At 45.7% G+C, this 1,626-nt stretch carries 1 pseudogene; it reads left to right on the top strand.

Annotation, left to right across the window (positions count from 1 at the left end):
* Window positions 1-66: 66 nt before the first annotated feature.
* Window positions 67-702: pseudogene (locus B5D35_RS23630) on the top strand (transposase); the annotation flags it as partial.
* Window positions 703-1,626: the final 924 nt, after the last annotated feature.

The following is a 1,626-nucleotide window of genomic DNA, read 5'->3' as shown; positions in this document are numbered from 1 at the left end:
GAATCATGGTACTAATGGTGGACTGTCACCGAATGAATACGAAAGACAGTATTATCAGAAGCTTGAAAGTGTATAGAGTTCTGGGGTCTTACCAAAGCGCATGTGTCCAACACATTCAGCCAGTACAATCTCCCAGCACCTAATCTTCAACTTCGCTATCCCTATGCCAGAGAAGAAGTACGTAACCGATTCAGGGAACCTGCCATTAATCGTAATCTCGATATCGATTTGAATGTGATTGCCTTTTACACCAAGGAGCTAGCGAGCGTTGAACACTTCATCGAACAAAGCGCCAAACAACATAACCCGCACGATTACCAGCTGTTACAAACGGTCCCCGGTATTGGCCGTATCTTGGCGCTGACCATTCTCTATGAGATTGGCAATATCCAGCGCTTTCCAACGGTTCAGCACTTCGCCTCTTATTCCCGTTTGATTAAATGCAAAGCTGAATCAGCAGGAAAACAATACGGTACCAGTGGGAATAAAATCGGGAATGCCCACCTGAAATGGGCGTTCTCAGAAGCCGCCGTGCTTTACCTTCGGGGGAACGAAAAAGCCAAGAAATACCTCACCCGCTTGCAAAAACGGATGAGCAAAGCCAAAGCCTTATCAGCTCTCGCACACAAACTGGGACGCTGCGTTTACTTTATGTTGAGGAACAAAACCGTGTTTGATGAACGTCGGTTCTTACCCGAATAAGTCGCACAATGGGGTGAGCTGAAGGTCTAACTGGTGCTGAGAAAGAGCACGTTGCTGACTAAGTTCTATGGGCACTAAACCCGAATGGTCTGCTGTGCCAAACGTCGTCCAAGCCCGATTGCCTTGATTAGCCGCCCCATTGGTGCGCATTACAACGAACAACAAAGTTGCTTACACCTAGCCTGAGCCTGAAGATAACTGGAAAACCATTGTTTAGCCTTTTTCTTGAATAGTGCCAGCCTGGGTTAACCGATGAATGTCTAGTGGCCCTGTCACACAAGCGGCAGGCAGCGGTGAGACCGCAGTAAGAGACCCTCTATATGTGTTTGACGTAAGCAACGACTTAATGGCGGAAATGACAGAACGAAGTAGACGACTTTGTTGTTCGAGAGCATTGGCTGCTGACGCAGCCAAAAGAATGCTATTGCCTATTGACCAGAGAAAGGCTCATATGTGTTAGATTGCTGCGCGATGTAACTAAAGTTTAGCGCCAAGATGCTGAATTAGTTACAAAACTACTGGCTTTGAACACCAATGTAAAACTGAAAACTACCAAACTCAAACCCAACCAGAAAAATGCACTTGGCTAAGAAGCGACATACAACAAGCCATCACAGTTTGAAGCACTTTAGCTGACAAAGGATGCGTTCGATGAACCTGACAACCAGGTGTAAAAATGCCACCATCTTGCGAATTAGCCACCAAAAAAAAGAAGCCGCGCAAAAGAACCATTACGAAACAGTTAGAACCAGTAATAGACTAACCTGCCATAAATACTTCACATATAGTGCCACCGGAAAGTTCGTGAGATCAGAAAACGAACAGGTGTAAAGGGCTTTGTTGCTTAATTCGGTTGGAAGACATGGCAGCCTAAAGTTGTTCGGTTCTTAAGCAATATACTGAGTTTCAGGCATACCCAGTCCT

It is taken from the genome of Enterovibrio nigricans DSM 22720, from assembly GCF_900167155.1.
In the GTDB taxonomy this organism is placed as follows: domain Bacteria; phylum Pseudomonadota; class Gammaproteobacteria; order Enterobacterales; family Vibrionaceae; genus Enterovibrio; species Enterovibrio nigricans.
This window is presented reverse-complemented; position numbering and strand designations above follow the sequence as displayed.